We start from the raw sequence: 22,939 nt of genomic DNA, 5'->3' as shown, positions 1-22,939 counted from the left end.
CCGTATTTAAACGCGCGCCCGGGTGAGCACGACGGGCGCGTCGAGACACGCCGCGGCGCGCGACGCACGCTCGAAGGGGCCGTCCGCCACCGCGATGACGACGGGCGCGCGCACCCGGGCCACGCGGACGACGGCGAACGCGTCGCGCCACGGGCCGTCCGGTACCGCGCGTCGCGCCCGCTCGAACGACGGCCGCATCCGCGCCGCGAGGTCGGCCCGCGCTGCGCGCGCCAGCCGTCGCTCCCGGTCTTCGAGGCGGAGGCGGCGCTCGCGGAGGTCGTGCACCTCCCGGACCTCGCGCTGGAGGCGCTCGAGCGTCTCGACGGCCGCCGCCCGCTCCGTCTCCGCGTCGACGAGCGTCGCCACGGCCGCTCGGTGGTCCGCGCCGACCGTCTCGTCGTCGGCGTCGGCCTCGCGGAGTGCCGCGACCATCCCGCCGAGGCGTTCGACGCGCTCGCGGAGCGATTCGACGTCCGCCGAGACCGTCGCCACTCGCTCGCGTGCCGTCTCCAGACCCTCGACCTCCGGCACGTCGTCGGCGAGTTCCGTGCGGGCGGCCGCGATTTCGTCGTCCTGCTCGGCGTGCTCGCCACGCGACCGGGCGGCCGCGGCGAGTGCCCGCGTCACGGCGTCCGCCGTCCGGAGTGTCGAGCTATCGACGAGCCCGACGTGTACATGGACGGTACTCGGTGACGGACACGCAATCCAGCCGTCGGCGTCGTGTATCGCGGCGAGCGCGTCCTCGTGGGTGACGTCGTGCTCCCGCAGGTCCAAGGCGTTCGTCCGTACGACGCGGCCGTCGACGCGTGCCCGCATTCAGCCCTTCAACTCGGCGTTGCGCATCGCCTCCGGGTCCGGGAGGTCCGCGCCCGCCGCGAACTTCGCGTAGGACGTGCTCGGGGAGTCGCGTGCCTCGTAGGCCGCCGCGGCTTCGCGGACGTTCGCGGGGACGTCCCGGTATTCGTTCAGCGGCTCGGTGCGCTCGACCTCGACGGCGGTACCGAAGCGCTCGCGCAGGCGACACGCGACGAACGCCGCGTACTCCGTCTCGCGGAGGAGGACGGCGCGACCGAACCGACGCACGACGACGTCCTCGTGCGTCGAACAACTGTTCCGGAGGGCTTGGCGGGCGGCCCGCGAGTAGGCGACGACAAGTAACACTGCAACGTACCTAGCTACCGACGGATAAAAGGTAGCCGCTCAGGAGGGGTCTGACTACTCGATGCGCGACACTGACACGCGGACGTCCGGGCCGACGAGGTCTTCGACGCGCTCGCGTGCCTCGCGCTCGCTCTCCGCGAGCACCACGAGGCCGTCCGCGGCCGGGTCGCCGGACGCGCGCCACGCCGCCAACCCGCCGTCGTACTCCGTCGCGAACGTCCGCAGTATCGCGCAGACGCGCTCCTCGGCGCTCGCGAGATCCGTCTCCCCTTCCTCGAGCGCCGCTAGTGTCTCCTCGACGTTCCGGAGCGCGCTGATGCGGTCCATCGACTCCCGATACACCGCCGGCGAAGAAAAGGCTACGCGTCCGCGACTGTGGCCCCGCTCAGGTCGTCCGCAGGTGGCCGGTGGAAGGCTCGTAGACCTCGCCCTGCTTCTTGAGCTTCTCGATCTCGTGTTCGGCCTTCGAGCGCTCCGTGCCCGTTTCCTCGGCGCGCTGGAGGACTTCCTCGACCGGCGCGCCCTCCTCGAAGTCCCGCTCGACGTCCTCGATGAGCGCCTTCAGGTTCTTGATGCGGTCGCGCTGGCTCTTCGAGGTCCCCGTCTCGACGACGTCCGCGTCGAACTCTCCGGTTTCGGGGTCGACGCCGATGGCTTCGAGACAGGATCGGACGATGGCGATGACGCGGTCGGCGTCCTTCTTCTCGACCGTGTCGGAGAGTCGAACCCGCGCGGAGGCCTCCGCGAGCCGGACGAGCGCCTCGAGCTTCCGCGCCGTCACCGGGACGGGCGCGTCCTCGTCCTGTCCCTTCGAGCGCAGGTCGACGTAGAAGTCCTCGATGGCCTGCCGGGCTTCCTCGCTCATCGCCGGATAGACGTTCCGCCGGGAGTAGGCGATGTACTTCCGGAGGAGTTCGGCGTCGATTTCGGGGGCGACCTCGTTCGTCTGTGCATCCACCTCGTCCTCGGTGTAGTTCGCGGACGCGAGGTGCTCGCGCTGTGTGTGGAGTTCGCCCGCGTAGTTCGTCTGGAGGATGTGTTGGGCGAGCTTCGCGTCCTCCTCGGGATCGGGCTGGTCCGTCACCGTGAAGATGAGGTCGAAGCGCGAGATGAGCGCCGGCTCGAGGTCGATCTGTTCGCCGATGGGTTCGTACTGGTCGAAGCGGCCGTACTTCGGGTTCGCGGCGCCGAGCAGCGAACACCGCGACTTCAGCGTGGCGTTGATGCCGGCCTTCGACACGGAGATGGACTGCTGTTCGAGCGCCTCGTGCATCGCCGAGCGGTCCTCGGGACGCATCTTGTCGAGTTCGTCCACCGCCGCAATCCCCTGGTCAGCGAGGACGAGCGCGCCCGCCTCGAGCGTCCACTGCTGGCCGTCGCCGAAGTCGTCGCGGACCGCGGCCGCCGTCAGCCCCGCACTCGAGGACCCCTTCCCGGACGTGTAGACCGAGCGCGGCGCGATGTTCTGGACGTAGGCGAGTAGCTGTGACTTCCCGGTCCCGGGGTCACCGATGAGGAGCATGTGGAGGTCGCCGCGAATTCGGGAGCCGTCCGGGAGGTGTTTCGTCACGCCCGAGAACAACTGGAGGAGTATCGCGAGCTTCGCCTGCCGGTGGCCGTAGATGGAGGGTGCGATGGAGTCCACCATGTCCTCGTAGATGTTCGGACGCTGGGAGATCTCGATGATGGCCTCCTTGTCCTCGTCGGTGATCTCCATGTCCTCGAACTGCTCGTCCTCGATCTCGACGTAGTTGCCCTCCATGTAGACGTCGAAGATGGGACTCTCGTTCGAGCCTTCGCTCTGGTCGAGCCGGAGGGCACCCGTTGCCGTGACGTGGTCGCCGGGCGTCACCTGACCCGTCAGGTCATCCTCGACGTGCACGTCGATGTTCTCGGGCGTCTCGCCGCCCGCGAGCCCCTCGGGGTTCTCCTGAATCCGGAGTTTCTGGGCGTCGATGAACTCGGACTTCTCCGGGTCGAGCTTGAACGGCCCCTGGCGCTCGCAGGACTCGCACTGATAGGGCTCCTGGAAACCCGAGTCGGACTGGGGGACGCGCGTCTCGTAGTTACAGCGCTGACAGACGAAGACGGCCTGCTCGATTTTCGGGCGGACCTCGGTCGCCTTCCGGACGATCCCTTGCACGCCGACGAACGTGTTCAGGTGCTCGGAGCGGAGCGCCCGGATGTCCGTCGTCTCCGCGATGTTGCGGACTCGGACGTGCGCCTGACCGAGCGAGACGTCGATGGGGAGGTCGTAGCGACGGAGGGCTTCCTCCGCCGCCTCCTGGTGGCGGTCGGGGTGTCGGAGGTAGTCGTCGGCGAGGTCCGCGTCGAACTGGTAGAGGTCGGCCCAGTCGACGCGGAGGCTCTTCTGGTCCCGGGGGTAGTTCCGGGCGAGGTCGCCGACCTTGTCACTGTAATATCGGCGGAAGAACGTCTCGAATCGGTCGACGAGGTCCTGGTCCTGAGCCTGAGCCATTCTGCTCACGTAGGTAACGCGTGCGGCCGTAAGAAGGTTCGCAAAGGCCGGTGAAACTGAACGGGCAGACTCACGCCGGCGACCGGCGGCGAGCGACGCCGCGGACGCACCCGTCGCTCGCCAGTGACGCCGTCAGAAATGGGATCGCCCGGATTTGAACCGGGGTCTTGGGCACCCAAGGCCCAGAGTATACCAAGCTAACCCACGATCCCGTACCTCTCAGTAGCCATCGCGCGGCGGTAAGTGTTACGTTGTCGCCGTCCCCGTTGTCGGTATGGTCTCGACGCTCGAAGTCGGCATCCTCCTGCTCGCGCTCGCGGCGCTCCTCGGTGCCTATCGGGTCGTTCGTGCCGTGAAGCCGTTCGTCGTCAACGCGGTCGTCGGCCTGCTCACGCTCCTCGCCGTCGAGGCGGTGTTCGGCGTCTCCGTCGCGGTCACGCCGCTCACGCTCCTTGTCGTCGCCGTCGCCGGCCTCCCGGGCGCGTTGCTCGTCGCCCTCCTCGCGGTGTTCGGCGTCGCGTTCGTCTCCGGACTGCTCGTGCCGCCGCTCCTCTGAGAACTGTCTCCGCAGAAACCCGACCAAACCGTCGCCCGTCGGCGCTCCCCTCAGTCCTCTTCGCCGAGGAGCTCGATGTCGGCGACGATGCGGTAGGGGTCCTTCTCCTTGCGCACACCGTCGAGCATCTTGAACGCCTCGTCGGGGTTGAGGAAGTGCGTCGTCACCGTGCGACCCAGCGGCGTCGGGTCGAGGCCGTCGATGAAGCCGTACTCGAGGAGTTTCCCGATGGCGTGTTTCGTGGGGACGTCGCCGACCATCCGTTCGCTGAGCCGTTTCGCGGCGGGGCCGCCGACGACGACGTTCGCGAGCACTTCTTCGATGGCGGCGTTCTGGTCGTAGGACGTAATGACGTCCTCCATCTCTCCCTTGAGGAGTTTGAACGCGACTTCGTCCTCGGTCATCTCCATCGAGTTGTGGTAGACGGCGTCGGGCTCGACGAGCATGTAGACTTTCCCCTTGTCGTGGTAGTCGGGCCGACCCGCGCGCCCGAGCATCTGCTCGAACTCCTGGACGGTGAGCCACTCGATGCCCATCGCGAGCGTGTCGAAGACGACTTGACTCGCGGGGAAGTCGACGCCGGCGGCGAGCGCGGCGGTGGTGACAACGGCGGCGAGGTCCTGGTCGCCGAACTGTCGTTCGACCTTCTTGCGCTCGCCGTAGTCGAGGCCGGCGTGGTAGGCGGCGGCCGGGTAGTCGAGTTTGCGCGAGATTTCGTGACAGCGCCGCCGCGAGTTCGTGAAGACGATGGTCTGCCCCCGATAGCCCTTCGAGGACTCCTTGTCGTACTCGCGGCGGACGAGTTTGTTCGTGATGCGCGGTTTCTCCTGACCATCCGCGAACGTGACGTGGCGTTCGATGGGGATCGGCCGCTCCTCGAACTCGACGAGGTTCGCGCGGAGTTTCTTCGCGAGCGTGCCCGGGTTCCCGACGGTCGCGGAGAGGTAGATCCACTGCGCGCCCGTGTAGTTCTCGTGGGACTGCTCGCGCTGCTCGCAGTAGTGTTTGAGGCGCGTGATGAGGCCGTCGAGGCGGTGGCCCCGGCCCTCCTCCTGGAGGGTGTGGACCTCGTCGATGACGACGGTCCCGATGTCGCCGAGGTCGCGGCCGGTGCGGAGGGCGTGGTCGATGCCCTCGTAGGTCCCGACGATGACGTCGGCGCTCGGGTCGAACGCCTGGCCGTCGTCGCGGATGCGCGAGGACCCCACCCTGATGGAGACGTCGACGAGGTCGCCGTATTCGTCCTTGAAGTCCTCGTGTTTCTGGTTCGCGAGCGCGACCAGCGGCACGAGGAAGAGCATCTTCCCCTTCCCGCTGAGCGCGCGATGGAGCCCCGCGATCTCGCCGATGAGCGTCTTCCCGGTCGCCGTCGCGGACACCACGAGCTGGTCCTCGCCCTCGACGAGGCCGCTCTCGACGCTGAGGCTCTGGACGGGCAGGAGGGTCTCGAAGCGGTCCTCGAGGAGACCCTGCACGCCCGGGTGGAGGTCGAGGTCGCTGACGGGGTAGGGGTCGACGTCGTCGGTGTTCGCGGACACCTCGTCGAACTTCGTGAGGTCGGGGTCGAGTTGGCCCTCGAGTAGGCCGACGATGCGGTCGAGGTCGCCGACCTCCAACAGGAGGTCCTCGAGGCGTTCCTCGGCGGCGCCGGTCAAGTCACCCTTGAACGCGAGTTCGCGTTCGAGTTCGCGGATCGCGCAGTCCTGACAGATGCGCTCGCCGTCGGCTTCGACCGACGTCTCCTCCGTAATGGGCGAGTAGCGCCCTTTGCCGGCGCAGTAGCGGCAGGTCCGGACGACTTTCGCCTTGTCGGCGAGCTGATAGCCCTTGAGGAGATCGCGGACTTCGCGACGGCCGTCGCGGCTCGTCTGCTCGGAGACGCGGATACGCGTCGCTCGCCGGGCGATTTCGACGAACTCGTCTGGCGACCGGGGGTCCTCGTCGCTCCCGGTCTTCAGTCGGAACTTCCCGGGGCGCGGCCCCGCGTCCGTCTCCTTCGTCACGAGGCGCGCTTGGAACAGCCGCTCGCCGTCCCGTTGGGCGACGACGGTGTAGTCACCGTTCGCCTCGTGGAGGAAGAGCGTGTCCACCCGTTGGACCTGCTTCGACACGAAACGGACTAGGGCGCCCGGCTATTTCAGGCGTTCGCTCCGACCCTGAGAGAAAGTCCATGCGGGCCCGAGCGAACGCGAGGGACCGCGGGACGAACGAGCGCCGGCGCCGCGAGTCGTGGGACGATATATCGAGTCCGACGGTGAGGGGCCGCGGAGTTCGCGACGTCAGAGGCGAAGCGAGACGCCGCGACTCCCGGCTGGCCACCGACGTTTAAGCCCGTCACGTCCAAAGCACGTTGTATGCGGAGCTACAAGATTGGGAGCGCCTTCGGCATCCCTATCAAGCTCGACGTCACTTTCCTGCTCGTCCTCCCGGTGCTCGCGGCTCTCATCGGCTGGCAGACCGAGCAGTGGGTCACACTCCTCAATCAAACGTGGAATCTCGGACTTCCGACAGGCACGCTCTCGCAGGGCGTGACGCCGTGGCTCCTCGGCATCGCCGCCGCCGTCGGCCTCTTCGCCTGTGTCCTCCTGCACGAACTCGGGCACAGCCTCGTCTCGATGCATTACGGCTACCCTATCGAGTCCATCACGCTCTGGTTGCTCGGCGGCGTCGCGAACCTCGAAGACCAACCCGAGGACTGGAAGCAGGAGTTCTTCATCGCCGTCGCGGGGCCTGCCGTGAGCGTCGCACTCGGCGTTGTCTGCTACCTCCCGCTCAGCGCCGGCGTCTTCTCCGGCGCGCCCGAACTCGTCTTCGTCGTCGGCTACCTCGCCATCGCGAACATCGTTCTCGCCGTCTTCAACCTCCTCCCCGGCTTCCCGATGGACGGCGGGCGCGTCCTCCGCGCGCTCCTCGCGCGCAAGCGCTCGTTCGCCCGCGCGACCCAACTCGCCGCCGAAGTCGGGAAGGTCGTCGCCGTCCTGCTGGGTATCGTCGGCCTCTTCGGCAACCTCCTGCTCGTCGCCATCGCCTTCTTCATCTACATCGGCGCCTCCTCGGAGAGCCAGCGCACCGTGATGAACGCCGCCTTCGAAGGTGTTACTGTCCGTGACGTCATGACGCCCGCGAGCGACGTGAAGACGGTCAGCCCCGACGACACCGTCGCCGAACTCATGGAGCGGATGTTCGACGAGCGCCACACCGGCTACCCCGTCATGGAGAACGGCCGCGTCGTCGGCGTCGTCACGCTCGAGGACGCCCGGAGCGTCGACCCCGTGGAACGCGACGCCTACCACGTCTCGGACGTGATGAGTGGCGACGTCGAGACCATCGACCCCGACGCCGAGGCGATGGAGGCCCTCGAGCGGATTCAGGAGAGCGGCATCGGTCGCCTCATCGTCACCGACGGCAGCGAGATGGTCGGACTCGTCACCCGTACCGACCTCGTGACGGCGTTCAACATCATCCAGTCCGCGGGCCGAGGCACCCAGGTCCCCTCGCCGGACCCGAGCGAGCACGCCGACACCGGCGGGAAGGGGCGCGGACGCACGTCGTAACGACTGACTCACGACGGCGCACTGCTCCTCACACGCCTCTGCTCGTTCTGTCGAACCCGTCGCAAAACTGGCCGCACGACGACGCCGAGCGGACGCGCTGCTCGGTGGGTGACGTCTCGAGAAGTGAGGTCCAGGTGCGAGAATTGAACCGTTTCGAGACGTGCTCACTTCGCTGCGCGCGCCTCGTAGGGTTCACTTCTCGACGGACTTCACACTCCTGAGGTAGTTCGTCGCGAGAAGGTCCAGGTGCGAGAATTGAACCCGCGTCTCAGCCTCCACAAGGCTGAAGGATAGTCCACTACCCCAACCCGGACACTGCACTCTCTCGTAGCGCCCTCGCGTTAATAGGCGTTACGAAACGCCGGATGGAACGCGACACGTTTTTCGGCGGAGCGCCCCTATCCGCGGGTAGTGGCAGTCACGGACAAAATCTACATCAAGAACCACCGCCAGCTCGTCAGCCAGTTGGACGCGAACTTCCCGAAGGGCGCGTTCAGCGGCGCGACCCTCGACGTGCTCTTCGGCGGCGGGAACTTCGACCAACTCAACGAGGCGACCGCGGAGCGCGTCCTCGAGTTCTCGAAGGACTTCCTCGACTGCGACTGCCAGTCGAACCCCTACTGTGGCCATCCCGAGGAGAAGTTCATCGCCTACCTCCTCGACTTGCGCGCGCAGGGCCTCGACCCGGAGGCGATGGTCGACGTGATGACGGACGACTACATGGTCTACGCCTACCCGGGCGACCTCTACGGCTTCCTCGACGACGCCGTCCGCACGCTCGAGGCGACCGAGGACCTCGCGAAGGTCGACGGCCGCGACGAGCAGGCGCGACGCGCCGCGAACGCCCGGCAGGAACTCGAAGGCCACTAGGCGGACGCGCCGACGGAAAGACGGACGCTTTTGCACCTGCGGCACCGAACACGCCACAATGGAGTACGTGGAGGAACGGCGGGACGCCATCGAGGAACACCTGCGCGAGGTGCTGGGGCGCGTGGAACCCCCGGCGCTCCGCGAGGAACTCGAGCAGGCGACGCTCGCCGGCGGGAAGCGCGTCCGTCCGACGCTCGCGGTGCTGTGCTGTGAGGCGGCCGGCGGGGAGGGCGAGGACGCGCTCGACTACGCCGTCGGCGTCGAACTCGTCCACAACGCGTCGCTCGTCGTCGACGACATCATCGACCGCTCGGAGCTCCGGCGCGGCGAGCCCTCGGCGTGGGCGGAGTACGGCTACGGCCCCGCCATCATCGCCTCGGACGGCCTGCTTGGTGAGGCGTTCGCGCTCTTCAGCGACGACGCGCGCGCGCTGGAGACGGCGGCGGACTCGCTCGTCGAACTCGGGCAGGGCGAGGCGACTGAACTCGTCGACCGGCCGACGAACCAGGCCGAGTACATGGAGCTCGCGCGTCGGAAGACGGGCGCGCTCTTCCGCGCGGCCGCCGAACTCGGCGCGATTGCGGCGGACACCGACGCCGACACCGTCGACGCCTTCGGCGAGTACGCCGAGCGCGTCGGCGTCGCCTTCCAACTTCGGGACGACGTGCTGGACGTCACGGCGGACACCGACGCGCTGGGCAAGCCCGCCGGGACGGACGAGGAGATGGACCGCCCGTCCGTCCTGCGCGTCACCGACCGCTCCGTCGAGGAAGTGAACGCGCTCGCGGAGGCCGAGTCGGACGCGGCGCTCGCGGCGCTGGAGGACGCGGCGCTCGAGGACGGACAGGCGCGCGAGTATATGGAACAACTCGCGGCGTTCGTGGTCGAACGCGAGCGGTAGCTTTGTGGCCGTTGGCGCGAACGCGAGCGGTAGGAGTCGATGGCCGGTCGCGAGGCGCGAACGGCCGAGAGCGGTCTGTTTCTGCTTAGGCGACGCGCGCGTCGGCGTCCTCGTCTTCGTCGCGGTCCTCGATGACGGCGAACGCGAGTGTGCTGAGAACGCTCATCAGCGTTCCGCCGGTAAGAACGGCGGCGAGCGTCGCGAGCGACACCGTCTGGAGGAAGAAGCCGCTGAGCGCATAGAGGACGGCGGCGATGGCGAGCACGTAGAACGGCGCGTTGAGGTACTGCCACTTGAACTGGTCGTGGAGGTACTCGTCGGTGATTTGGCCGACGCTGGAGGTGAGACCGGCGGCGGCGAACCACGTGACGGCGCCGTTGACGAGGGCGGCGATGACGGACGTGACGGGGAGCGACCCCGAGGTGGCGCGCTGGTGTTCGTGGAGTTGGTTGGCGCCCTCGACGCCGCCGATGACGAGGAGCGCGGCGGCGACGACGTACGTGATGAGCGTCACGCGGCCCGTGTAAAGGCTGTCGCGGGCGCGCTCGACGAGGTCGTCGAGGACTTCGGCGAGGCCCAACCCGCGGAAGAGCGCATAGAGGCCGAGCGCGGCCGAGGAGAGCCCGAGCACCGCGCCGGGGAGACCGAGGAAGGACGCGAGGACGGCGAGCGGATAGATGAGCAGGAGGACGCCGAGCGGGACGAGAATCGTCCCGCGGGTCTCCGGGTCGTTCAACACCTGCTTGATGGTGTAGTACATCGACTCGAGGTCCTGCGCCTGCCGGACGACGACGCGCTGCACGCTATCGATGCGGACGCGCGAGCGGATGACGGGGAGGACGGATTCGTCCTGCGCGCCGTCGGTCACGACGACGGCCCGGACTTCCTCGCCAGTCTGGAGGCCGGCGAGCACCTCATCGACTTCGTCGCCGACCGCCCGGTTCGCCTGCACGTCGCTCCCCTCGAGGCCGGTGACGGCGGCGACTTCGACGGACTCCTCGCGCCCGAGGTCGTCGTGGAGGTGGACCCCCTCGAAGAGGACGTTCACGTCGCTGTCCTCGGGGTCCGCGGTGGCGAGCGCGACGGCGCCCTCCTCGACGGCGTCCCGACCGACGACGGGCGTTTCGAGGCCCGTCTTCCGACCGAGGTCGTCGTCGAGGTCGACGCAGAGGACCAACAGCATCACCCACCCGTAAGCCGTGGACAGTTATGGAGGTTTGGGGACTCCCGGACGGCGCGGAACCCGAAACCCGTGCGGTTTTTGAGTCCTCGGGCGCTACAACGGTGATACCGAATGATTTCGAAGGGCTGCGAGCAGTGCGCGCAAGGGGGCAAGATGGTCCTCTTCGTCTATGGATATTGCGACCAGCGCGACTGTTTCTACTGCCCGCTGGGTGAGAACAGGAAGAACGTCACGCAGGTCTACGCCAACGAACGCCCGGTCGAGAGCGACGAGGACGTCATCGCGGAGGCGAAGAAGATGGACGCGCTCGGCACCTCCATCACGGGTGGTGAACCGCAGGAGGCGATGGAGCGCACCACGCGCTATCTCCGCCTCCTCAAGGACGAGTTCGGCGAGGACCACCACACCCACCTCTACACGGGGATTACGGGTGGCCGCGAGAACATGCGCCGCCTCTCGGAGGCGGGCCTTGACGAGATTCGCTTCCACCCGCCTTACGAGCTGTGGGGCGACCTCCACGGCACCGAGTGGGAGGAGATTCTCTATATCGCCCGCGAGGAAGGACTCACGCCGGCGTTCGAGATCCCGGGTATCCGCGCCGAGCAGGAGTTCCTCGACTTCCTCGACGAGGGTGCCGCGGAGTTCTGCAACGTCAACGAGTTCGAGATGAGTGACGGCAACTACGAGCGGATGCAGGAGGCGGGCTACGAACTCCAGGACGGCCACATGTCCGCCGTCGAGGGGTCGAAGGACGCCATTCTGGAGGAGATGGCCCAGCACGAGAAGGTCTACTTCTGCACGAGCGTCTTCAAGGACGCCGCCCAGCACCGCTCGCGCCTGAAGCGTATGGCGGAGAACGTCCGCCGGGAGTTCGACGAAGTCACCGAGGACGGCACGCTCGTCTACGGGAAGACGTACACCCCCGCGGAGCGCTTCGACGAACTCGGCGTCCCCGAGGAGTTCTACACCGCGAAGAGCGAGCACGTCGAAGTCGCGTGGTGGCTCCTCGAGGAGATGGTCGAGGACGGCGACGTCGAGGACGGCGAAATCGTCGAGCAGTACCCGACCTACGACGGGCAGGTCGTCGAACGGACCCCGCTCGCGTAGAACTGGCACTCCCCTGTTTGTCGCGTCCCGCCCGCGTTCTCACCCGCTCGGCAGCCGTCGCGAACCATTACTCCGAAGAACGGCCGTACACGGTATCCTCGCCACTTATCCGAGGTGGACGGACTCCTCTTCCTCGCTTTCCAGATCGTCGAGGTGGATGACGTCGTCGACGTCCTCCGCGTCCTCCAGTTCGTCACGTAGGGCGTTGATGTACGCTTTGTGCTCCTCGAGTTGCTCGCGGAGGTGTTCGGCTTCGAGTTCGAGGCGCTCGTGCTCTCGGACGAAGCTCTTGGGAACCTCGACTTTCGGCGGGAACTCGGCGCCGTCGACGTCCTCGGCGACGTCGTCCTCAGGGACAACGCGGACCTGCCCGTCGTTGGCGACGAGCGCGTCGACGTAATCCCGGAAGACCGCGGACAACGAGAGGTCGCGCTCCTCCGCGATGTCGCGGAGGGCGTCGAACGTGTCCTCGTTCACGCGGAACGAGATGGTCTTGTTCTTGTTGCCCATAGACCCTAGAACTGGGCCTCGGGCCTTAACTCTTCGTCAGACGAGCGGTAGGCGAGCCGCGCCGACTCAGGCGGGCTCGGCGACTTCCTCGTCCGTCTCGTCGAGCGACTCGAGGGCGTCGATGGCGGCCTGTTTGTAACGCCGGAGGGGGAGGTCGTACTCCTCCTCGGCGCGGCGGGCGTACTCGTTGCCCTCGTCCTCGAACTCGTCGATGCGGTCGAGGGTGCGCTCGGCCGTCTCGACGACCCAGCGGTCGCGGGTCGCCGTGTCCACCTCGGTGATGGACTCGGGGCGCACGGAGACGTTGACGGTCCCGTCCTCGGTCTCGTAGGTACGGGGTTTCCCGACGATGGCGACGTAGGTGGGCGTCTCGAGGTCGCGGAGCGCCGACGCGGCGTCCGGCTGGTACTGGCCGGCGTAGACGAAGAACGTCCCGGTCGGGTCGACGACCCGGCCGCGCCAGTACTCGGAGTCCTCGCCGACGTCCTCCGTCTCGGTGAGGGTGCCGACGAGGAAGACGCGGTTCGACTTCTCCCCGGTCGGGAGGAGGCTGTAGAGCGGCGCGCGCTCGTCGTCTGATTCCTTGAAGGTGAACGTGGCGTCGTTGAACTCGGTGGCGAAGACGCGGCGGGCGACCTCGCGCGTGGGGGTGGACTGGTTGCTGGACATCTACATCGACCTCGCTTTGATGAGGACGGATTCGGCGTCGGTGGGTTCGGAGAGCTCTTCGACTTCGTTCGCGAGCACGTAGCGCCCGAGCGTCGGGCCCGTCACGCGGTAATACTGCCCGAGCAGCATCTCGCGCATCTCGTCGGCGACGACGGTCGTGTCGAGCGCGTCCATCGCCTGCTGTTTCGCCTCTTCGAGGCTGATGCCGGTGAGGGCCTCGGTGGCCTCCTCGTTGAGGATGACCTCGTGGACGTCCTCGCCGTCGTCGAGGACGCCCTTGATGCGGAGGTCGAACTCGCCTTCGACTTCGCCGTGCTCCGAACAGCGGCCGTTCTGGAGGACGCGCGTGCAGTCCTCGTGGGGACAGCGCTTGATGAGCCCGCTGCCGGACTGGATGTCGACCAGCGCGCCCTCGACGGACGTCTCGTCGTTGCCGACTTCGATGTCCTCCTCGAGTTCGGTGATGGTCGTCGTCCGGTTGAGCTTCACCGAGTAGCGCCCCTGGTACTCGTCGGTGACGACGTTCCCGAGGCGGTAGACCTGCCCCTCCTCGAGTTCGTCGAGGTCGGAGGCCGCCCACTTGGTGAACTTGATGGTGCCGGACTCGTCGCCGAGCAGGCCGACCTGCGCGACGCTGTCGCTCCGGGGCTCCCAGAGTTCGACGACTTTCGCGGTGATGTCGACCCACTCGTCGGGGGCGTCGACGTCGGCGGCCTGCACGGTGGGGTTGCCGCCGCGGCCGAGTTCGTCACGGTCGATGCCGGCCTCGTCGAGATAGTGGCTCTCGACGGAGCGGCGCGCCTCGTCGAGCGGAATCTTGTACTCATCAACGTACTGTTCGAGGCGCTCCTCGATCTCCTCGACGTCCACGTCGAGGTGCTCCGAGAACTGGTCGTGTAGCTGCTGCGCAGTCTGCTGTATGTCGCTCATAGTCGGGGGTTCCGTCTCCGCGTGTGTTTCAGGTGGGAGACGAGAACGGATACGGCCTACTGGTTCTTAAAGTCTCCCTCACCGGGGCGAAAGTGGTCGCGAGTGAGCCACAGGCCTATGTCGCAGCGGACGCTACGACGTCGTATGACTGAGGACGACTCCGGGTTCGTCGGCCGCCTCGCGCGGACGGCCGGCCGGCGGTACGCCGAGGCCGTCGCCGCCTACCGGGAGGGGCGAACGAGCGGCGAGTTGCCGCGCGACGACGCCGACCGTGTCCGTATCGTCTGCCGGCGGCACGCGGAGAAGCGCGCGGTTGCGCTCGACGACGAGGGGAAGCCGGCGTGCTTCGACGCCGACCACCCCGCCTGTGAGGGCTGTCTGGAGGACCTGCGCGACGGGCAGGTGGAGACGTGGTGAGGACTGTCGCCGTCCTCCTCGCTGGCGGGACGGGCACGCGCCTCTACCCGGCGAGCCGGAGCCATCGGCCGAAGCAGTTCCTCTCCTTCGGCGACGACGACCGCTCGCTCCTCCGGCGCGCCGCCGACCGCGCGGCGTTCGCGGACGACCTCTACGCCGTCACGCGCGAGGCGTTCGCCGAGGACGTCGCCGAGCACGTCCCCGAGGCCGACGTGCTCGTCGAGCCGGACGCGAAGGACACCGGGCCGGCGCTCGCTTACGCGAGCCACCGCGTGCACGAACAACACGACGACGCCGTCGTCTGCGCGCTCCCCGCCGACCACGTCGTCGGCGACGGCTTCCGCGAGGTCGTCCGGCGCGGCTGTCGGGTCGCCGCCGACGCCTCCAGACTCGTGACGTTCGGCGTCCAGCCCACCCGCGACGCCACCGAGTACGGCTACATCGAACCCGGAACGGACCACGGCGATTACGCGGACGTCGCTGCCTTCCGCGAGAAACCCGACGGAGAGACGGCCGAGCAACTCCGGGAGGCGGGCTGTCTCTGGAACGCCGGCCTGTTCGCGTGGCGCCCCGAGGTGTTCCTCGAGGAGGCGGCCGAGGGCTCGCTGGCGCCGCTCGTCGATGCCCTCCGCGACGGCGACCCCGAAGGCGGCTATGACGCTGTCGACGCCGTCAGCGTGGACTACGCTGTGATGGAGCGCACCGAGCGCGCCGCCGTCGTCCCGGCCGATTTCGACTGGGACGACCTCGGGTCGTGGGACGCCCTCGAACGCGTCCTCGACACGGACGGGAACGGGAACGTCGTCGCGAGCGACGCGCTCACCGTCGACGCGTCGGGGAACGTTATCGCGAGCGACGACATGCACGTCTCGATAGTCGGTGCCGATGACCTCGTCGTCGCCGCCTACGACGACCGCGTGCTCGTCCTGCCGAAAGAAGAGAGTCAGCGCGTCCGCGAGGTCGTCGCGGAACTCCGCGAGGACGACTTGTTCTAGTTCTGCCGCAGGCGCCCGCCGTCGATGGGGAGCGAGACGCCGTTGACGTAGGAGGCGCGCTCGCTCGCGAGGAACGCGACGACGTCGCCGAGCTCCTGCGGGTCGCCGACGCGCTCCATCGGGATGCCGACGCCCCAGTCCTCGATACCGGTCTCGTAGTCCGGGTACTCGCCGCGCTCGACGGCCTGCTCGACGAGTTCCTGGATGCGCGGCGTCTCGAACGGCCCGGGGAGGACGGCATTCGCGCGGACGTCCGGCGCGAGCTCGACGGCGAGCGTCTCGATGAGCCCGATGACACCTCGACGGACCGCATTCGAGAGGACGAGGCCACCGATGGGCGTCTCGACGCTCGTGGACGTGATGGCCGTAATCGTGCCCTTGTCGCTCTCGGAGAGGTAGGGGTGGGCGGCCTGTACCGTCCGGACGGCGCTCATCACGAGCAGGTCGTAGGCCTCGTACCAGTCGTCCTCCCCGATGTCGAGGAACGGCCCGGAGGGCGGCCCGCCCGCGGAGAGCACGAGGTGGTCGATGCCGCCGAAGAACTCGACGGTCGCCTCCACCAGCGCCTCGACGTCGTCCGGGTCCGTGATGTCCGCCGTGACGCCCTCGACGTCGGCCGTCGCCTCCTCACGGACGTCTTCGAGCGCGGCATCGAGACGCTCCTCGTCGCGCCCACAGAGCACGACGTTCGCGCCCTCGGACGCGAGTGTCGTCGCCGACGCCTTTCCGAGTCCGCTCGTGCTCGCCGTGACCAGTGCCGTCTCGCCTGTCAAACCGAGGTCCATACGCGGGTCGTGGCGCTGCCCCCACAAAAACCATCGCGCTCCGGACGTCTCACCCCGGTTCCCGTAACGTTTGAACCGGTGGGTAGCGTTGTAACGGTCGTGAGAGTCACGTCGTGGGGCCGGAGATGGGTGGCCGGGGCCGGAGCCGGGCGAACGCGTCGGCGGTGCCCCGACTCCGGACGACGACAGGAGGTGACGCGAGCGTGAACGTCGAGTTCGACGACCTCGACGGGGCCGTCAGGGTCCACGACCGCATCGAGAGCGTTACCTACACTGTCGAGACTGGCGTTGAGGGATTCGACCGAATCGACACCGACCGGTTCCGGCTCCCGGTCACGCACGCGATCGCCGTCGAGACCGACTGTCTCACCCTTCCGAACCTCACGGACGTCTTCGTCCGCGACGGTCCCGCGGTCGCGCTCGACCTCCCGCCCGGAAAATGCGGCAGTGTCGAATCCGGAACGTACGAGATCGAGATTAGCTCTGCGCCGGTCAAACTCTACATCCGAATCCAAGACGCCGCTGTCACGGTTGACTCGCGTGAGGACGCGACAGCTATCGAGTTTGACCGGACTGCGCGCGTCGCCATCGGCGTCCGGTCGCTCCACGAGCACCCCGCCGGCACAATCACGGTCCGCGACGACCCGCGCGACCTGATGCGCGCCGTCTCCGCCTTCGGGTCGGCACTGAAGACGACGAGCCCCGAGCGCTCCTTCCCGACGATGCGTGGCCACCCGCCGACCATCGAGCGCGGCGACCGGTTCACCCTTCCTGACAACGTTCGGCCACGCGACACGGGCGTCCGCATCGAGGTTCCGGAGCGGTACGAGGCCGTCTACAGCATCGCGACACTCGCGTACTATCTCGGCGCCGAAGTCGTGCCGAACCCGTCGCCACGAATCGTCACCGCCGACCGGACGTTCGACCTCCCCGAAGACGACCTCGCGGCCGCCGCAAACGACGTCCTCCGACACTGCTTCACGCTAGACTGCGTCGTCCGGACCGAGGGCATCTACCCGATCGACCTCGCGGAACGCCGTGAGCTCCTCGACCGCGTCGACGTGGACCCGGCCGCCCTCTACGAGGCCCCGCTCGACGAACGCACCGCCGCCTACCTCGACATCCCACGCGAGGCCACCGAGGACCTCCTCGAGTGGCACCTCACGACCGACGTCGAACCGGCCGCCGAACACGCCGAAATCATTCCCTACGTCGTCAACGACCTCTCGTTCGTTCGTTCCCCGTCGCCGACGACCGAATCGCGGACGACACGACCCGAACCGGAGTCCGTCTCGGAGTTCTTCCGTGCCCCCTCTGATGCGTTCGTCCGATCGGCGGAGGGCGACGCGGTGCGCACGACGGACGTCGCGTCCGAAACCACCAACCATGTCGTCTCACCCCCGCCTGCGGAGACGATCGGGCACGCGTGGGTCGGCGACGGCTATCCCCGCGGCGCCTCGAAGCCCACCGTCGACTCCTACCGGCGCCGCCTCGACAGGGAGACTGAACAGGACGCCGTTATCGACGTCCACGTCGTCTGCAACGACCCGGAGATGCGCGAGGAAGCGGAGAACCTCTACGGTTTCCGCGACATGATCGAGTTCGACGTCGAGACCGACTTCGACCTCACGATGGCGGAGACGCGCGACGTCCTCACCTCGGAGACCGACCTCCTCCACTACATCGGCCACATCACGGAGGACGGCATGCAGTGTCGCGACGGCACCCTCGACGTCCGAACGCTCGAGGACGTGAACGTTGATGCGTTCATCCTGAACGGCTGTCGCTCCTACGCGCAGGGGATGGCGCTCGTCGAGGCGGGCGCGCTCGGCGGCGTCGTCACCCTCGACAACGTCTTCAACCACGTCGCGACCGACGTCGGCCGGTCGATCGCCCGCCTCCTCGACAGCGGGTTCGACCTCCACGGCGCCCTCGATATCGCGACGGAGAACGTCGTCACCGGCTACCAGTACACCATTGTCGGGAACGGGGGAACGACGCTTTGCCAGCATCACATGGGGTGTCCGACGCTCGCGATCATAGACACCGACGACCTCGAACAGGGGTCGCTGCGCGTCTCTTTCCGTAGCTACCTGACGTGGGACTTCGGCCCCGGAACGTTTGCGTCACCACTCGTCTCCGACTCACAGACGCGCTATCTGCTGAACTCCCAGACTCGGTCGTTCGAGGCGTCACAAAACCGCTTCCAAGAAGTACTGTCGTCCGGTCGGTCACCTGTGCTCCTCGACGGCGAACTCCGCTGGAGCGACGAACTCGTTCTCTCCGAAATTTAGGGACCACACGTCGGCGCGAAGTAGCCGGCCGACGCGGAACTGGCCGACGCGAGCAGCATCGTGAGGGTGAAGAGCGCGCCGATCATGCGGGGGTTCTCGGTGAGGTACGTCGTGATGTCTTTCTCGGACATACTTCACCCGATGGCCGGGACAACAGAAACTCTATCTTATAAGTCGTGGAATAAAACCAAGGCAATTTTCCCCCTGCACCTAACTCCATAAGCCGACTCACGGGTTCGAAACCGGTCTGTTCGGCCCGAACTGTAATCGTCGACCCTCACCGTGCGCTTCGACTGCCCCGCACGCGGACGTCGAGTGGTTGGGGTCGCGTTACTGGCCCCAGAAGTTGTCCCGGCTGCCGAGTCGTTCGCGCGACGACCCGGACGACTCCTCCTCGTCGTCGGACGTCCCACTCTCGCTTTCGCTCTCGTCGTCCCCCTCTTCTTCCTCGCCTTCGTCCTCTTCGGGAAGCTTTTCGATGAGGTCGGCGCGCGCGTAGTTCGGCTTCACGGTCGTCACCTTCGCCTTGACGCGCGCCGGCGGGAGGACGCCGTCCACCATCACGATGAAGCCCGACTCCTCCTGTCGGCCGACGCCGGCGCCGGACTCGTGCATGTCGTCGACCTCGAGGACGACTTCCTCGCCGGGGACGACGGGCGCCGTCTTCAGGTCAGAGATCGGCTGGCTGTAGTGCTGACACCAGTCCATACCTCCCCGGTCGCCGAAGTGCTGGCACCCCATGCCCGAAATCTGCTCTTGGAAGTTGGGGCATTCGTCCGCGAGTGGGCAGTCTGCCATACGAACAGTTACCCTCGGGGAACGCAAAACGCTATCGGACGTTCTCGAGGCCGCGTCGTGGCGACGTCGGGCGCCCTCACTCCTCCTCTTCGTCCGGGAGCGTGATGAGGTTCTCCCGGCCGATGCGAAGTTTCTCGACGCGCCCTTCCTCGGCCATCGAGGAGAGCAGTTGGGAGACTTTTGCGTCCGACCACCGCGTCTCCGAGACGATGTTCGACTGCTTCATCCGCCCGCCGTGCTCTTCGAGCAGGCGCTCGACGCGCTCCTCGTCGCTCAACAGCTCCTCCGGCGGCTCCGACTCCGCTGACGTCTTCGTCTCTGGCTCCGCTGGCGGAGTTTCCGGCTCGGCCTCCGGACTCGACGTTGGCGCCGACGCCTCGGACTCCGGCGGGGAGTCAGTCCCCGGGGCGGTCGGTCGGACGTCGAGGCTCCCGCGGCCGCCGAAGCCCCGCCACGCGTACGCGATGAGGACTCCGACGACGAGCGCGCCGACGACGAGGCCGCCGATGAGGGTCCACGGCGTGCTCGCGCCCTCGACGAACACGACGGTCGGACCGCCGGTGGGGAACGACTGCGGACCGCTCCACGTCAGCGCGCCGTTCGACAGCTGCGTCTCCGGTTCGGCGCTGTCGGGCGTGTAACCCTCCGGCGGGTAGACCCGGAGCGTCTGACTCGCGTAGAGGTTGCCGAACCAGCCGCCGGCGAACACGTCGCCGAGCGTCAGCTGGTCGCCGGAGGCGTTCGCGAAGTTCGTCCACGTGAAACTGAGCGTGAGCCGGCCGACCCCCGTGCCGTCCGAGTGGTTTGTGACGTCGTGGCTACGGGAGGGGTCGGTGATGCGCATCGAGCGGCCCGTCTTCTGGGCGGCGGTGTCCGCTGCCGAGCGGAACGCCGCGAGCGACGGGCCGCCCTGACCGCTCTCGAACTCCGTCGAGAGGCGCTCGAACGCCTGTCTGTCCGCGGAGTCGTTCAGTGGGTATGCCACCGTGACGGTCCACCGCGCGTCCCCGTCCGACTGGAGGTGGACGCCGATCGTGGTGCTGGAGGAGGCGGGCGCCGCGGTATCGGCGGGGGCGGCGACCGCACCGGCGGGGAGGGCGAGGACGACGGCGGTGACGGCGAGCGCGAGGAGGGCGGCCTGCCGCATGATCAGTTTTGAGTGGTCCTCCCGGCGGCAAAACGCTTTCCATCACCCGCACGGCGGACGAAAATCGGCTGACGCCCGTCGGACGTCCGCGAATGCTCCGCATCGTTTTTGTCGACAGCCACGCAAATGACGCGTATGCCACGGCTCCCCGTGCTGCTCGCCGCCCTCCTCCTCGTCGCCGTTCCCGCGCCCGCGTTCGGCGGTGTGACGGCGGACGCCCCCACGCTCAGCGGGGATACGACCGCCGCAACCTCGCCCGTCGAACTGGGTGACGTCGACGGGAGCGCGACGAACGTCCTCCTCCTCGACGGCCCCCAGACGTCCGGCTTCGCCCGGGCCGACACGGCCGTCACGGTCACGGTCGCCGCGTCCCACACCGACCTCGACGGCCGCTACTCGACCTACGACTTCGAGGCGCGCTGGGCCGCTGCCTCCAACGACAGCGAACGCCTCGCGGTCGTCCGGAACGCCACCGACGCCGCCGCGAACTGGACCGCCGACATCGCCAGCGACGAGGCCACAGCGCGCGAGGCCTACCTCGACGGCGACATCTCCGCTGGAGCGCTCGTCCGGCAGGTCGCCCTCGACAGCGCCCGCGCCGACGCGCTCGCAAACTACCTCGCCACCGTCCGCGAACGCACCAGCGCGCTCTCCGAGGAGAATGCCAGCGAGATGCGGAGCAGAATCGCCGCGCTCCGCGGGGAAATCGCCGCCTACGGCGCCGGCACTGACGGGTCGCTCCGCGACGAACTCGCCGCTGCCGTCGCCGGTGACCGCCCGCCCATACGCGTCTACGTCGCCGCCTCCGAGAACGGCCTCGTCCTCGCCGCTCTCGACGACGGCACTTACTACCACACGACCTACCGCGTCGACAACTACGACGCCGCACCCGCCCCGAACGTCGACCTCGGGGCGTTCCTCGAGTCGCTCCAGCGCCTCTACCCGACGACGATGAACCTCTCCGCCTCGAACGGCGGCCGCCAGTCGTTCGGCGCGCCCGCGGACGCCCACCTCTATCAGGCCGTCCTCGGCTACAGCCGAACCACGGACGTCCAGAGCACGCTCGTCGTCTACTTCGACCCGAGCACGAACAGCGTCTACCGCGAGGACAAACGCCTCGCGACCGACGACATCGTCACGCGCGACGCCGTCACGCGCACGGAGGACAACACGACGCTCGTCGTCAACCGGACGTACGCCGGCGGCCCGCTCCGCGTCGCCGTCCAGAACGCCACCGGCGCGCCGCTCACCGCCGCCGTCCGCGTGAACGGCACGCCGGTCGGCACGACCGACCCCGACACCGGCGCCGTCTGGGCGCTCTCGCCCGCCGGCGCGTACAACGTCACCGCCGAGCGCGGCGAGACGACGGTAACGATCAACACGACCGCTGTCGACCCCACCTCCGACTGACCCGTACCTTCTTCAGCGGTGACGCGGCCACTCGGGGAGGTGCCACCAGACTCGCGCGGCGTCACCCCCGTCGTCGGTGTCGTCACCCTCCTCGCGTGCTGTGTCGTCGCCGGGAGCGTCCTCGCCGTCACCGTCACCGACGCCGGAACGGCCGCGCTCACCGCGCCCGCAGAACCCGTCGTCCTCGACGTGAGCGCCGCGAGCGACGGCACACTCACACTCACGCACCGCGCAGGGCCGACGCTCGACGTGCATGACCTCCGTGTCGTCGTTGCCGTCGACGGCCGGCCGCTGCGCTCACAGCCACAAGTACCGTTCGTCGGCACACCCGGCTTCGACGGCGCGCCCGCCGGTCCGTTCAACGCCGCCACCGACTCGACGTGGACCGCGGGCGAACGTGCGACTCTCTCCGTCGCCGGGACGAACGCACCCCAGTTCCGCCCGAGCGCGCTCGTTACTGTACAGGTCTATCGGAACGACGCCAGAATCGCCGCCGTCGAGACGCGGGTTACTCCTGCGTCTGCTCCTCGGGAACGCGCGCGAGCGTCGTGATGGCGACGTCCGGCTTGTAGGAAGGCCCCATCGTCCGGTGTTCGATGGCCTCGAAGCCCGCGTCCCGGAACATCCGGTCGGCCTCCGCCTCGTCGTAGAAGAGCATGATGGCGTCAGCGAGCTTCTGGAAGAGCGTCGAGCGCGGGTAGTTCGGGCCGACGACGAGCACCTTCCCGCCCGGCTTCACGACGCGGCGGAACTCCCGGAGTGCCGTGACGGGGTTCGGCCAGTACTCGATGGACCCCGAGGACCACACCACGTCGAAACTGTCGTCCGCGAACGGCAGGCGCTCGGCGTCGCCGAACGTGAACTGCACCGGGTCGTGCTTGCCGAGCTTCGCCCACGCCTTCTCCAGTTGCCCCTCGCTCTGGTCGAGCGCGTAGACGTCCTCCGTGTACTGGAGGAGGCCCTCCGTCCCGAAGCCCGTCCCACAGCCGACGTCCAGCACCCGGTCGTCGGCGTCCAAGTCCAGCATCTCGAGGGCTTCTGCCCGCATCGACTCGTTCCAGATGAACGGGTTGACGCGGTCGTAGACCTTCGAGAGATACCGGTAGAAGAGTCGGGCCCGCGCTTTGTCTTCGAGGACTCCCATTGTCGACTCGTAGCCAGGCCTCGGACATA

General features: G+C 67.9%; 24 protein-coding genes and 2 tRNA genes. 10 read left to right on the top strand and 16 right to left on the bottom strand.

Features of this window, described 5'->3' with window-relative positions; genetic code table 11:
- Positions 1 to 6: 6 nt before the first annotated feature.
- The 5 genes from ACQUS8_RS10485 to ACQUS8_RS10465 form a co-directional block, all read right to left on the bottom strand.
- Complete coding sequence (locus ACQUS8_RS10485; protein WP_435100662.1) at positions 7 to 816, bottom strand: hypothetical protein; 810 nt, start codon at positions 814 to 816, stop codon at positions 7 to 9.
- Entirely contained in the window at positions 817 to 1,161 is a 345-nt protein-coding gene (locus tag ACQUS8_RS10480) for a hypothetical protein (protein ID WP_435100659.1), read from the bottom strand. It abuts the gene before it with no gap.
- A gap of 54 nt (positions 1,162 to 1,215) precedes the next feature.
- Complete coding sequence (locus ACQUS8_RS10475; protein WP_435100656.1) at positions 1,216 to 1,488, bottom strand: hypothetical protein; 273 nt, start codon at positions 1,486 to 1,488, stop codon at positions 1,216 to 1,218.
- Positions 1,489 to 1,546: 58 nt separating this feature from the next.
- Positions 1,547 to 3,640 (bottom strand): minichromosome maintenance protein MCM, encoded by a 2,094-nt coding sequence (locus ACQUS8_RS10470; RefSeq protein WP_435100653.1) that lies wholly within the window; start codon positions 3,638 to 3,640, stop codon positions 1,547 to 1,549.
- A 139-nt stretch (positions 3,641 to 3,779) separates the two neighbouring features.
- Positions 3,780 to 3,852: transfer RNA gene (locus tag ACQUS8_RS10465), tRNA-Pro, on the bottom strand.
- A gap of 62 nt (positions 3,853 to 3,914) precedes the next feature.
- On the opposite strand from ACQUS8_RS10465, the gene ACQUS8_RS10460 reads away from it, so the two are divergent.
- Positions 3,915 to 4,196 (top strand): pro-sigmaK processing inhibitor BofA family protein, encoded by a 282-nt coding sequence (locus ACQUS8_RS10460; RefSeq protein ID WP_435100650.1) that lies wholly within the window; start codon positions 3,915 to 3,917, stop codon positions 4,194 to 4,196.
- A 50-nt stretch (positions 4,197 to 4,246) separates the two neighbouring features.
- On the opposite strand, the gene ACQUS8_RS10455 is transcribed toward ACQUS8_RS10460, so the two are convergent.
- Positions 4,247 to 6,307 (bottom strand): DEAD/DEAH box helicase, encoded by a 2,061-nt coding sequence (locus ACQUS8_RS10455; protein WP_435100647.1) that lies wholly within the window; start codon positions 6,305 to 6,307, stop codon positions 4,247 to 4,249.
- Positions 6,308 to 6,550: 243 nt separating this feature from the next.
- Between ACQUS8_RS10455 and ACQUS8_RS10450 the strand changes: the two genes are divergently transcribed.
- Complete coding sequence (locus tag ACQUS8_RS10450) at positions 6,551 to 7,750, top strand: CBS domain-containing protein (RefSeq protein ID WP_435100644.1); 1,200 nt, start codon at positions 6,551 to 6,553, stop codon at positions 7,748 to 7,750.
- A gap of 240 nt (positions 7,751 to 7,990) precedes the next feature.
- Here the strand turns inward: ACQUS8_RS10450 and ACQUS8_RS10445 are convergent.
- A tRNA-His gene (locus tag ACQUS8_RS10445) sits at positions 7,991 to 8,063 on the bottom strand.
- Between the two features lie 98 nt (positions 8,064 to 8,161).
- On the opposite strand from ACQUS8_RS10445, the gene ACQUS8_RS10440 reads away from it, so the two are divergent.
- Entirely contained in the window at positions 8,162 to 8,620 is a 459-nt protein-coding gene (locus tag ACQUS8_RS10440; RefSeq protein ID WP_435100641.1) for a DUF5814 domain-containing protein, read from the top strand.
- A gap of 58 nt (positions 8,621 to 8,678) precedes the next feature.
- The gene (locus ACQUS8_RS10435) at positions 8,679 to 9,521 is read left to right on the top strand and encodes a polyprenyl synthetase family protein (protein ID WP_435100638.1); all 843 of its coding nucleotides are present in this window, start codon (positions 8,679 to 8,681) and stop codon (positions 9,519 to 9,521) included.
- Positions 9,522 to 9,606: 85 nt separating this feature from the next.
- On the opposite strand, the gene ACQUS8_RS10430 is transcribed toward ACQUS8_RS10435, so the two are convergent.
- Positions 9,607 to 10,704: a DUF373 family protein gene (locus ACQUS8_RS10430; protein ID WP_435100635.1), complete on the bottom strand. Its 1,098-nt coding sequence runs from the start codon at positions 10,702 to 10,704 to the stop codon at positions 9,607 to 9,609.
- Positions 10,705 to 10,815: 111 nt separating this feature from the next.
- Between ACQUS8_RS10430 and ACQUS8_RS10425 the strand changes: the two genes are divergently transcribed.
- On the top strand, positions 10,816 to 11,811 hold the full coding sequence (locus tag ACQUS8_RS10425) for a radical SAM protein (protein ID WP_435100632.1): 996 nt from the start codon (positions 10,816 to 10,818) through the stop codon (positions 11,809 to 11,811).
- A 105-nt stretch (positions 11,812 to 11,916) separates the two neighbouring features.
- On the opposite strand, the gene ACQUS8_RS10420 is transcribed toward ACQUS8_RS10425, so the two are convergent.
- From ACQUS8_RS10420 to ACQUS8_RS10410, 3 genes are all read right to left on the bottom strand, one after another.
- Entirely contained in the window at positions 11,917 to 12,321 is a 405-nt protein-coding gene (locus tag ACQUS8_RS10420) for a CopG family transcriptional regulator (protein ID WP_435100629.1), read from the bottom strand.
- Positions 12,322 to 12,387: 66 nt separating this feature from the next.
- On the bottom strand, positions 12,388 to 12,990 hold the full coding sequence (locus tag ACQUS8_RS10415; RefSeq protein ID WP_435100626.1) for an RPA family protein: 603 nt from the start codon (positions 12,988 to 12,990) through the stop codon (positions 12,388 to 12,390).
- Positions 12,991 to 13,920, bottom strand: a complete 930-nt coding sequence (locus ACQUS8_RS10410) for a replication factor A (RefSeq protein WP_435100623.1) — start codon at positions 13,918 to 13,920, stop codon at positions 12,991 to 12,993.
- Positions 13,921 to 14,064: 144 nt separating this feature from the next.
- Here ACQUS8_RS10410 and ACQUS8_RS10405 point away from each other — a divergent pair, with 144 nt between their 5' ends.
- Positions 14,065 to 14,337 carry a DUF7091 family protein gene (locus ACQUS8_RS10405; protein WP_435100620.1) on the top strand — a complete coding sequence of 91 codons (273 nt, stop codon included), beginning with the start codon at positions 14,065 to 14,067 and terminating at the stop codon, positions 14,335 to 14,337.
- On the top strand, positions 14,331 to 15,332 hold the full coding sequence (locus ACQUS8_RS10400) for a mannose-1-phosphate guanylyltransferase (RefSeq protein ID WP_435100617.1): 1,002 nt from the start codon (positions 14,331 to 14,333) through the stop codon (positions 15,330 to 15,332). Before ACQUS8_RS10405 ends, ACQUS8_RS10400 begins: the two co-directional genes overlap by 7 nt.
- On the opposite strand, the gene ACQUS8_RS10395 is transcribed toward ACQUS8_RS10400, so the two are convergent.
- Positions 15,329 to 16,117 (bottom strand): SDR family oxidoreductase, encoded by a 789-nt coding sequence (locus tag ACQUS8_RS10395; RefSeq protein WP_435100614.1) that lies wholly within the window; start codon positions 16,115 to 16,117, stop codon positions 15,329 to 15,331. The two genes, ACQUS8_RS10400 and ACQUS8_RS10395, sit on opposite strands and share 4 nt — an antisense overlap.
- Positions 16,118 to 16,320: 203 nt before the next feature.
- Between ACQUS8_RS10395 and ACQUS8_RS10390 the strand changes: the two genes are divergently transcribed.
- Positions 16,321 to 18,411: a hypothetical protein gene (locus tag ACQUS8_RS10390; RefSeq protein WP_435100611.1), complete on the top strand. Its 2,091-nt coding sequence runs from the start codon at positions 16,321 to 16,323 to the stop codon at positions 18,409 to 18,411.
- Here the strand turns inward: ACQUS8_RS10390 and ACQUS8_RS10385 are convergent.
- The 3 genes from ACQUS8_RS10385 to ACQUS8_RS10375 form a co-directional block, all read right to left on the bottom strand.
- A complete protein-coding gene (locus ACQUS8_RS10385) occupies positions 18,408 to 18,542 on the bottom strand; it encodes a DUF7503 family protein (protein WP_435100608.1) in 135 nt (44 codons plus the stop codon). The two genes, ACQUS8_RS10390 and ACQUS8_RS10385, sit on opposite strands and share 4 nt — an antisense overlap.
- Positions 18,543 to 18,741: 199 nt before the next feature.
- Positions 18,742 to 19,209 (bottom strand): TRAM domain-containing protein, encoded by a 468-nt coding sequence (locus ACQUS8_RS10380; protein WP_435100605.1) that lies wholly within the window; start codon positions 19,207 to 19,209, stop codon positions 18,742 to 18,744.
- 76 nt (positions 19,210 to 19,285) lie between these two features.
- Positions 19,286 to 20,356, bottom strand: coding sequence for a helix-turn-helix transcriptional regulator (locus tag ACQUS8_RS10375; RefSeq protein WP_435100602.1), 1,071 nt, complete (start codon positions 20,354 to 20,356; stop codon positions 19,286 to 19,288).
- Between the two features lie 135 nt (positions 20,357 to 20,491).
- Here ACQUS8_RS10375 and ACQUS8_RS10370 point away from each other — a divergent pair, with 135 nt between their 5' ends.
- Positions 20,492 to 21,766 (top strand): DUF7096 domain-containing protein, encoded by a 1,275-nt coding sequence (locus ACQUS8_RS10370; protein ID WP_435100599.1) that lies wholly within the window; start codon positions 20,492 to 20,494, stop codon positions 21,764 to 21,766.
- A 39-nt stretch (positions 21,767 to 21,805) separates the two neighbouring features.
- Positions 21,806 to 22,318 carry a type IV pilin gene (locus tag ACQUS8_RS10365; protein ID WP_435100596.1) on the top strand — a complete coding sequence of 171 codons (513 nt, stop codon included), beginning with the start codon at positions 21,806 to 21,808 and terminating at the stop codon, positions 22,316 to 22,318.
- On the opposite strand, the gene ACQUS8_RS10360 is transcribed toward ACQUS8_RS10365, so the two are convergent.
- A complete protein-coding gene (locus ACQUS8_RS10360) occupies positions 22,275 to 22,910 on the bottom strand; it encodes a methyltransferase domain-containing protein (protein ID WP_435100593.1) in 636 nt (211 codons plus the stop codon). The two genes, ACQUS8_RS10365 and ACQUS8_RS10360, sit on opposite strands and share 44 nt — an antisense overlap.
- Positions 22,911 to 22,939: the final 29 nt, after the last annotated feature.

This window comes from Halarchaeum sp. P4 (genome assembly GCF_051195175.1).
In the GTDB taxonomy this organism is placed as follows: domain Archaea; phylum Halobacteriota; class Halobacteria; order Halobacteriales; family Halobacteriaceae; genus Halarchaeum.
Note: the sequence above shows the minus strand (reverse complement) of the source record. Positions and strands in the feature narration are given on the sequence as shown.

What these genes read in the sequence shown, in the direction of transcription:
- ACQUS8_RS10450 (WP_435100644.1), top strand. Translation starts at nt 6,551, where the DNA reads ATGCGGAGCTACAAGATTGGGAGCGCCTTCGGCATCCCTATCAAGCTC.
- ACQUS8_RS10460 (WP_435100650.1), top strand. Translation starts at nt 3,915, where the DNA reads ATGGTCTCGACGCTCGAAGTCGGCATCCTCCTGCTCGCGCTCGCGGCG.
- ACQUS8_RS10430 (WP_435100635.1), bottom strand. Translation starts at nt 10,704, where the DNA reads ATGCTGTTGGTCCTCTGCGTCGACCTCGACGACGACCTCGGTCGGAAG.
- ACQUS8_RS10360 (WP_435100593.1), bottom strand. Translation starts at nt 22,910, where the DNA reads ATGGGAGTCCTCGAAGACAAAGCGCGGGCCCGACTCTTCTACCGGTAT.
- ACQUS8_RS10410 (WP_435100623.1), bottom strand. Translation starts at nt 13,920, where the DNA reads ATGAGCGACATACAGCAGACTGCGCAGCAGCTACACGACCAGTTCTCG.
- ACQUS8_RS10425 (WP_435100632.1), top strand. Translation starts at nt 10,816, where the DNA reads ATGATTTCGAAGGGCTGCGAGCAGTGCGCGCAAGGGGGCAAGATGGTC.
- ACQUS8_RS10375 (WP_435100602.1), bottom strand. Translation starts at nt 20,356, where the DNA reads ATGCGGCAGGCCGCCCTCCTCGCGCTCGCCGTCACCGCCGTCGTCCTC.
- ACQUS8_RS10470 (WP_435100653.1), bottom strand. Translation starts at nt 3,640, where the DNA reads ATGGCTCAGGCTCAGGACCAGGACCTCGTCGACCGATTCGAGACGTTC.
- ACQUS8_RS10475 (WP_435100656.1), bottom strand. Translation starts at nt 1,488, where the DNA reads ATGGACCGCATCAGCGCGCTCCGGAACGTCGAGGAGACACTAGCGGCG.
- ACQUS8_RS10415 (WP_435100626.1), bottom strand. Translation starts at nt 12,990, where the DNA reads ATGTCCAGCAACCAGTCCACCCCCACGCGCGAGGTCGCCCGCCGCGTC.
- ACQUS8_RS10435 (WP_435100638.1), top strand. Translation starts at nt 8,679, where the DNA reads ATGGAGTACGTGGAGGAACGGCGGGACGCCATCGAGGAACACCTGCGC.
- ACQUS8_RS10385 (WP_435100608.1), bottom strand. Translation starts at nt 18,542, where the DNA reads ATGTCCGAGAAAGACATCACGACGTACCTCACCGAGAACCCCCGCATG.
- ACQUS8_RS10395 (WP_435100614.1), bottom strand. Translation starts at nt 16,117, where the DNA reads ATGGACCTCGGTTTGACAGGCGAGACGGCACTGGTCACGGCGAGCACG.
- ACQUS8_RS10370 (WP_435100599.1), top strand. Translation starts at nt 20,492, where the DNA reads ATGCCACGGCTCCCCGTGCTGCTCGCCGCCCTCCTCCTCGTCGCCGTT.
- ACQUS8_RS10485 (WP_435100662.1), bottom strand. Translation starts at nt 816, where the DNA reads ATGCGGGCACGCGTCGACGGCCGCGTCGTACGGACGAACGCCTTGGAC.
- ACQUS8_RS10420 (WP_435100629.1), bottom strand. Translation starts at nt 12,321, where the DNA reads ATGGGCAACAAGAACAAGACCATCTCGTTCCGCGTGAACGAGGACACG.
- ACQUS8_RS10405 (WP_435100620.1), top strand. Translation starts at nt 14,065, where the DNA reads ATGACTGAGGACGACTCCGGGTTCGTCGGCCGCCTCGCGCGGACGGCC.
- ACQUS8_RS10380 (WP_435100605.1), bottom strand. Translation starts at nt 19,209, where the DNA reads ATGGCAGACTGCCCACTCGCGGACGAATGCCCCAACTTCCAAGAGCAG.